This window comes from Pseudomonas edaphica (genome assembly GCF_005863185.1).
Taxonomy (GTDB): domain Bacteria; phylum Pseudomonadota; class Gammaproteobacteria; order Pseudomonadales; family Pseudomonadaceae; genus Aquipseudomonas; species Aquipseudomonas edaphica.
The window spans coordinates 1-1,714 of the sequence record NZ_VBVZ01000910.1; the positions used below are offsets into that span (position 1 = coordinate 1).

At 62.2% G+C, this 1,714-nt stretch carries 1 protein-coding gene; it reads left to right on the top strand.

From position 1 onward, the window contains the following. Positions 1-1,628, top strand: a 1,628-nt coding sequence (locus FEM54_RS31985; RefSeq protein ID WP_138454214.1) for a bifunctional sulfate adenylyltransferase subunit 1/adenylylsulfate kinase, incomplete at its 5' end; no start/stop codon positions are given. Positions 1,629-1,714: the final 86 nt, after the last annotated feature.

Here is a 1,714-nt window from a genome sequence, read left to right on the forward strand (position 1 = left end):
CCATTGATGTTGCCTACCGCTACTTCTCCACCGCCAAGCGCAAATTCATCATCGCCGATACCCCCGGCCATGAGCAGTACACCCGCAACATGGCCACCGGTGCGTCCACCTGTGACCTGGCGATCATTCTGATCGACGCCCGCTACGGCGTGCAGACCCAGACCCGCCGCCACAGCTATATCGCCTCGTTACTGGGCATCAAGCACATCGTGATTGCCGTCAACAAGATGGACATCAATGGCTTTGACCAAAGCGTGTTCGAGTCGATCAAGGCCGATTACCTGAAGTTTGCCGAGGGCATTGCGTTCAAGCCGAGCACCATGGCGTTCGTACCGATGTCGGCGCTCAAGGGCGACAACGTGGTGAACAAGAGCGAGCGTTCGCCCTGGTACACCGGCCAGTCGCTGATGGAGATCCTCGAAACCGTCGAGATCGCCAACGACCGCAACTACACCGACCTGCGTTTCCCGGTGCAGTACGTCAACCGTCCGAACCTGAACTTCCGTGGTTTCGCCGGCACCCTCGCCAGCGGCATCGTGCACAAGGGCGATGAAGTCGTGGTGCTGCCGTCGGGCAAGAGCAGCCGCGTCAAATCCATCGTCACCTTCGAGGGTGAGCTGGAGCACGCAGGCCCAGGCCAGGCCGTGACCCTGACCATGGAAGACGAGATCGACATCTCCCGTGGCGACCTGTTGGTGCATGCCGACAACGTGCCGCAAGTCACCGACGCTTTCGACGCCATGCTGGTCTGGATGGCCGAAGAGCCGATGCTGCCGGGCAAGAAATATGACATCAAGCGCGCTACCAGCTACGTGCCGGGTTCGATCACCAGCATCGTGCACCGCGTGGACGTGAACACCCTGGCCGAAGGCCCGGCAAGTTCGCTGCAACTGAACGAGATTGGCCGGGTCAAGGTCAGCCTCGACGCCGCCATTGCGTTGGATGGCTATGACAGCAACCGCACCACTGGTGCGTTTATCGTCATCGACCGTTTGACCAACGGTACTGTGGCTGCGGGCATGATTATTGCGCCGCCGGTGGGCCATGGTGGCGCTGCGCAACACGGCCGCCTTGCTCATGTAGCCACCGAAGAGCGCGCCCAACGCTTCGGCCAGCAACCGGCTACCGTGTTGTTCAGCGGCCTGTCCGGCGCCGGCAAAAGCACCTTGGCCTACGCGGTTGAGCGCAAGCTGTTTGACATGGGCCGTGCGGTATTCGTACTGGATGGCCAGAACCTGCGCCGCGACTTGAACAAGGGCTTGCCGCAGGACCGCGTCGGGCGTACCGAAAACTGGCGCCGTGCTGCTCACGTGGCGCGTCAGTTCAACGAAGCCGGCCTGCTGACCCTGGCCGCGTTTGTTGCCCCGGATGCCGAAGGCCGTGAACAGGCCAAGGCGTTAATCGGCAGCGACCGCTTGCTCACCGTCTACGTGCAGGCCTCGCCGCTGGTGTGCGCCGAGCGTGATCCGCAAGGCCTGTACGCGGCGGGCGGGGACAACATCCCAGGCGAGTCCTTCCCGTACGACGTGCCGTTGAATGCCGACTTGGTGATCGACACCCAGGCCACGTCGCTGGAAGACAGCGTCAAGCAAGTGCTGGAGCTGTTGCGCCAGCGCGGCGCGATCTAAACCTCGCCGCCACAAAAAAGCCCGCCACCGATCATTCGGTGGCGGGCTTTTTACTTTCTCAAGGTCTGGCGCGGTCACTGTGGGAG